Source organism: Mesorhizobium sp. M7A.F.Ca.AU.001.01.1.1 (assembly GCF_004022735.1).
GTDB classification, from domain to species: Bacteria; Pseudomonadota; Alphaproteobacteria; order Rhizobiales; family Rhizobiaceae; genus Mesorhizobium; species Mesorhizobium ciceri.
The window spans coordinates 1-5,235 of the sequence record NZ_RZPF01000479.1; the positions used below are offsets into that span (position 1 = coordinate 1).

7 protein-coding genes are annotated in these 5,235 nt (G+C 60.0%); 4 read left to right on the plus strand and 3 right to left on the minus strand.

What is annotated here, in order from left to right; translation table 11 throughout:
- Positions 1 to 692: S1C family serine protease (locus tag EN884_RS24845; protein ID WP_164895136.1), on the minus strand; the 692-nt coding region annotated here is incomplete at its 3' end.
- A gap of 195 nt (positions 693 to 887) precedes the next feature.
- On the opposite strand from EN884_RS24845, the gene yghU reads away from it, so the two are divergent.
- On the plus strand, positions 888 to 1,754 hold the full coding sequence (gene yghU / locus EN884_RS24850) for a glutathione-dependent disulfide-bond oxidoreductase (RefSeq protein ID WP_013530630.1): 867 nt from the start codon (positions 888 to 890) through the stop codon (positions 1,752 to 1,754).
- 83 nt (positions 1,755 to 1,837) lie between these two features.
- Here the strand turns inward: yghU and EN884_RS24855 are convergent, their stop codons facing one another.
- Both EN884_RS24855 and EN884_RS24860 read right to left on the minus strand, forming a co-directional pair.
- A complete protein-coding gene (locus tag EN884_RS24855; protein ID WP_013530629.1) occupies positions 1,838 to 2,140 on the minus strand; it encodes a DUF1236 domain-containing protein in 303 nt (100 codons plus the stop codon).
- A gap of 613 nt (positions 2,141 to 2,753) precedes the next feature.
- On the minus strand, positions 2,754 to 3,050 hold the full coding sequence (locus EN884_RS24860) for an exopolysaccharide production repressor protein (RefSeq protein WP_245460934.1): 297 nt from the start codon (positions 3,048 to 3,050) through the stop codon (positions 2,754 to 2,756).
- A gap of 247 nt (positions 3,051 to 3,297) precedes the next feature.
- Between EN884_RS24860 and EN884_RS24865 the strand changes: the two genes are divergently transcribed.
- The 3 genes from EN884_RS24865 (at position 3,298) to EN884_RS24880 (ending at position 5,139) form a co-directional block, all read left to right on the plus strand.
- Complete coding sequence (locus EN884_RS24865; RefSeq protein WP_063168625.1) at positions 3,298 to 3,585, plus strand: hypothetical protein; 288 nt, start codon at positions 3,298 to 3,300, stop codon at positions 3,583 to 3,585.
- A 964-nt stretch (positions 3,586 to 4,549) separates the two neighbouring features.
- Positions 4,550 to 4,849: a DUF1236 domain-containing protein gene (locus tag EN884_RS24875; RefSeq protein ID WP_013530625.1), complete on the plus strand. Its 300-nt coding sequence runs from the start codon at positions 4,550 to 4,552 to the stop codon at positions 4,847 to 4,849.
- 107 nt (positions 4,850 to 4,956) lie between these two features.
- Positions 4,957 to 5,139 (plus strand): hypothetical protein, encoded by a 183-nt coding sequence (locus tag EN884_RS24880; protein ID WP_318014171.1) that lies wholly within the window; start codon positions 4,957 to 4,959, stop codon positions 5,137 to 5,139.
- The last annotated feature ends 96 nt before the right edge of the window (positions 5,140 to 5,235 follow it).

Here is a 5,235-nt window from a genome sequence, read left to right on the forward strand (position 1 = left end):
GGACCGCCTTCGGTCACGCTCATCACCACCACTCTGCCATCGCTTTCGGCCGACAGGGCGCCGAGCCATGGACGCGGCGGCTTGGCCACCTGGCCGCGCGTCAGGAGATCGTCGAGTATGGGCGGCAACAGATCGATCGGCACCACCATGTTGATATCGGCGACCTCGCCATTGCGGCTCATCTGCAGGCGCAGCGAACCGATGCCGAGCAGCGAGCCATCGGCGCCGAACAGCCCGGCACCGCCCCAGGACGGGTGCGCCGGCGCAATGAAGATCGCCTCGTCGAGCAGATACTCCCAATAGCCGGCGAATTCCTGCTTGGTGACGATCCTGGCCTGCACCGACTGGCCGATGCCGTCGGCCAGCACCACGGCGTCGCCGATCCTGGCCTTGCCGGCATCGCCCAGCGCCACCGCCGGCAGGCCGAGCGGCGCCAGCGCCTGCACCAGGCCGAAGCCCGATTCCTGGTCATAGGCCAGCGCGTGCGCGGGGATGACGCGGCCGTCATGGCTGGTCAGCCAGACCTCTTCCGCTTCGGTGATGAGATAGCCGATGGTCAGCACCAGCCCGTCATTGCGAATGACGACGCCGCTGCCTTCCCTGAGCGTGCCGAGCGCCCCGGCCGTAAAGGCATCTTCGGGAACAGTGGCCCGCACGGCCACGACCGAGCGCAGATTGGGATTGATGGTCATGCTTTTGTCCTGGGTGGGCTTTGGCGACATCTTCTATAGGTATGCCACGCAGGAGAAGGCGCAAGGGTAAGGAAGAGCCCAATTGCCGATGTTGGCACTGCGGGCATCGATAATAGTTCAACGCAAGTTGAACTTACACATCCGCAGCCCTAGTTAATGGCGACCTGCCATCCTTCCCCGACACGAGGCCACGAAATGACCGACTACACACCGCCGAAAGTATGGACCTGGAACAAGCCGAGCGGCGGAGCCTTTGCCAGCATCAACCGGCCGATCGCCGGGCCGACGCATGACAAGGAACTGCCTGTCGGCAAGCATCCGTTGCAGCTCTATTCGCTGGCGACGCCGAACGGCGTCAAGGTCACCGTCATGCTGGAAGAGCTTCTGGCGCGCGGCCACAAGGGTGCCGAATACGATGCCTGGCTGATCCGGATCAACGATGGCGACCAGTTCGGCAGCGGCTTCGTCGAGGTCAATCCAAACTCCAAGATTCCGGCCCTGATGGACCACAGTGGCACCACACCGGTGCGCATCTTCGAATCCGGCTCGATCCTGGTCTATCTCGCCGAAAAGTTTGGCGAATTCCTTCCGACCGAACAGCCGGCCCGCGCCGAGGTGCTGTCCTGGCTGTTCTGGCAGATGGGCTCGGCGCCGTATCTGGGCGGCGGCTTCGGCCACTTCTACGCCTATGCGCCGGAAAAGTTCGAATATGCCATCGATCGCTTCTCGATGGAGGTGAAGCGTCAGATGGACGTGCTCGACCGCCGGTTGGCCGAGACTGAATATCTCGGCGGCAAGGACTATTCCATCGCCGACATGGCGGTGTGGCCCTGGTATGGCGGGCTGGCACTCGGCCGCATGTACAATGATTCCGGCGAGTTCCTGTCGGTGCACGAGTACAAGCATGTGCAGCGTTGGGCGAAGGCCATCGACGCCCGCCCGGCGGTCAAGCGCGGGCGCATGGTCAACCGCGCCTTCGGTGAGCCTGCCATGCAACTGCATGAACGCCACGACGCCAGCGATTTCGAGACCAAGACGCAGGATAGACTGGCCGCCGAATAGGCCATCGCGGGTCGCGGCAAAGGAAACCCGCCCCGACGCGACGTCGGGGCGGGTTTTTCCCAAGGTCCAGTACTGCGGAATCCCTAGTGCAGCACTTCAACAATCTGGCGGGTCTCCGGATCGACGAGGACCGTCTGGTCGTTGATCACCGCGACGCGGTATTTGACGTCGGGCACCTCACGCAGTTCGACCGTATCCGGCACCGACGAGCCGAGCTTGAGCTCGACGCCCAGAAGGTTCACCGAGGCAAGCGGTTCTCTCTTGATGTATTCGCGAACGACTGTCTCCTGCTCCGGCTGGACGACGACGACGTTTTCCGCCAGCGCCGCACCAATCCCGCCCATCAGGACGACGGCGGTCGCCGCGCTCGTAAGATAAAGTCTCATGGCCATCTCCTAGTGATAACTGAATTCCGCCCTCCATAAAAACTCCACCGCTGCCATGCGGTTCCATCGTAACTTCAGAATTGAAGATATTACGATTGCAGCCTGGATATTGATTGGTTGCTGATCAAACATTCGGCAGACAGCATTCAAGAGTTTGAAAACTTGCACAGATATGTACGGATATTTAAAGGGAAAAAATTCAATCTGAGCACCAGTGCGCCAAATCGGCCGCGCATCCGCCTCTTCATCTGGACGATTTGAAAGGCTCCAGCACGAAAAGGGCTCGCCCCGCCGGGAGCAGAGCGAGCCATAACGGCACCGATGGAGGCGGCAACCTCATCGGCACTGCCAGAGAACGCGAAGCATCAGCACTTGTTCCCAACCTGTCGGCCTGAGCACAATGCGGAGCGGTCGCGCATGCATCCTGTTCCCATGATAACGCTGGCCGAAATCTCCAGCAGGGATATGCTCAGAAGCCGTCTCAGCGACCAAACACCTTGCCGTCGGTCGTGATCGCGCTGGTGGCGACGTTCCCCGAGCGCCCCGGCGCACGCGCTCGAGTGGACGGCCTGGTATGGAAACGCCATTCCTGATCGGTCCCGGTCACCCGGTCTCAAAGCTGGACACCGTCGCGATGCAATGGCGGAAAGGCGTCTACCGGATCCTGGCTCGGCACGATGTCATGTGCGCGCCTGAAGATCAGCCTCACGACGAGCACGAAGTAGCCGACCTGCAGGACAAGCAGCGTCGCTATCGTCCAGGCAAATGCCTCCCAGAAGGAGCCGGTGGTCATATAGGTCCAGACCGCGACGATGACGGCCGTGGCTGACATTCCTACCAGAAACTGTCCAAAATACATGGTTTCCAAAACCGTCGAAACCGCGCCGGTTCCAACCAGTCCCTGCCTCATTTCATTTCCCGCGGACAACATTTCATTATTTTAGCAACTTCGCAAGTAAGGGGTCAGTCGCCGCAATGCGTTCTCCATTTGCACGGCAACTTGGCAACTGTGCGGGCCGCGGCCGCGGTGCTGGCGGGCTGGGCTGACACGCCAGCCGTCGACAATCCAGAAGCACGCCGGTCTTTGCACTTCGGGTCCGGAACAAACGCCGGCACGCCGAGTTTCGCCTCCAGTTCTTCAACGATTGGAGGCCAGCATGGCACCTCGCAACAAACCAAGCGCCGACATCGAAGATGACGCACCGAGGGCGGATGGGCCGACCATCGAGCAGCAGGATTGGGATGCAATCAAGGGCGGCGAGATCCTGCCAGAGTCCGCGCCGGAAAACGGCGACATGCGTTACGGCGTCGAAAAAGACGGCGATCTGCCGGACGAGGACGACGATAACGCGTACCAGGACAGCGACGACGCCCTCCCCGATGATGAGGAAGAAGCCGCAATCACGCACGATCAGACCCGAGAGGGCGGATTCGACGAGACGTGAGCTATTCGTCGCCCGAGACATGACTGCCTGTTGTTGAACTTGCCAAAGCCACATTTTCCATGCCCGGTTCGCGGGCGATTTTGCTTGGCCAGCTAAGTTTTCCGCCCAGGCAATATATCAGGTTTACCTAAAGTAACGGAACATCCAAGGGACATTATCGGAACTGAACAAGGCCCCTTGGACCTTTGCGCTCGGCAGATAAGACCTTGGTCCTACAGGAAAAAGCAAAAGCCCAAAGTGACCGATTGAGTCTTCCAACGAGGGAACATCGGGCCTCGCTTGTCGTTTGTCGCAGAACTCGGCACCGCCGGGTGTCTGGAGAACGCCGCGATGGCCCACCGATCCACCATCATCAAGACAGGCTATGGCCCAGGAACGGCGATTGCCGTGCTCATGGTTGGATTGACGGCGGTGGGCATCGTGTTCCTCATTCTCGGCAGTTCGCTTTACTTCAGCGAGCAGCCTACGGATCAACGTGTCTTGTCTTCGCCGCCGGCTCGATCGATACACACGGCCCGATAACCGAGCGGCAAACTGAACGAGCAACTGCTGGACGATAGCGACGAGCAGGCCGGCGTATGGTGAAGATAGAGGGTTCGCCAGGCGCCGAAGCGGCTTGCGAACCCTCTCAGCGCAGGAAGGGACGTTGCTGCGCCGATCGACGACATGTCAGCCAAGGACTATTCCCATCACCAGAAAGGTAACGGCTGTCGCGAAAATCGGTGCGAGCAACCAGCGCGCTTGGCCAACACTTTTGTCCATCTGTTTCTCCGAATTCCGGGAGACAAACAGCCGTGAACAGAGAGCCGTTCCCGTCGGTAAGACCAATGCGCTCTCGGGCCAGACTTAAGTCGCAGACAGCATCCGACCGAAGCCCAATCTGAGGAACATTTTCAGTTGGCTCAAGTTCAGTTGCCGTCAGCGTTGGACGATCTTGTCATGCTGACTCGCAAGGAGAAACAGTATGAAAATGCACCTAACGGGCGCCGCAGCGGCGCTGTTGCTGTTGGCCGGAGTGGGCGCCGTTGCCGCTCAGGACGTTGTCATCCAGCCTGAACAGGACACGGTCATCCGCGAGTATGTGAAGAAGCAGCCCCTCGCTTCGGTCAAGATTCCCGGCGTGGAACTGAATGTTGGTAGCGCGTTGCCGGATACGGTCGAGCTTCATGAGATCCCCGACGTCAAATACCGCTACGTAGTGGTCGACAACCGCACCGTCCTGGTGGATCCGGGCACCCGCAAGATCGTCAAGGTCTACGACTGAACTTGGAATTGTCCCAAACCCGCCGCCAGCCATGGCGGCGGGTTGCCCATGTCAGTTTCCAATCAGGACGAGTGAAGATGATAAGCAAAGCTGTGACATCCCCTGCTTTGGGCGTTCGCCTGGCCGATCTCCAGGCCCGGATGCGCGATGCGCGGGTGACGGATGCCGAAATGAAAACCTTTCAAAAGGTCGCGGCCATCATGGAAGATCGTCACGGCCGGATCGATGGCGACGACCTGATTGCGGTGTCGTTCCTCGCCGATCCGGTGCAGCACCGGCAAACGCCTTGAACGACATTTCCAATAACCAGCAGGCTTTTTGACTCCCGGACCGGGAAAGCGCGCCGAAAGTCTCAGCCGAATCCGCCCTTTTGCTCCGGCCTATTC

Bases quoted from the DNA above. Each gene is read 5' to 3' on its own strand.
- yghU (WP_013530630.1), top strand. From the start codon at position 888: ATGACCGACTACACACCGCCGAAAGTATGGACCTGGAACAAGCCGAGC.
- EN884_RS24855 (WP_013530629.1), bottom strand. From the start codon at position 2,140: ATGAGACTTTATCTTACGAGCGCGGCGACCGCCGTCGTCCTGATGGGC.
- EN884_RS24860 (WP_245460934.1), bottom strand. From the start codon at position 3,050: ATGAGGCAGGGACTGGTTGGAACCGGCGCGGTTTCGACGGTTTTGGAA.
- EN884_RS24865 (WP_063168625.1), top strand. From the start codon at position 3,298: ATGGCACCTCGCAACAAACCAAGCGCCGACATCGAAGATGACGCACCG.
- EN884_RS24875 (WP_013530625.1), top strand. From the start codon at position 4,550: ATGAAAATGCACCTAACGGGCGCCGCAGCGGCGCTGTTGCTGTTGGCC.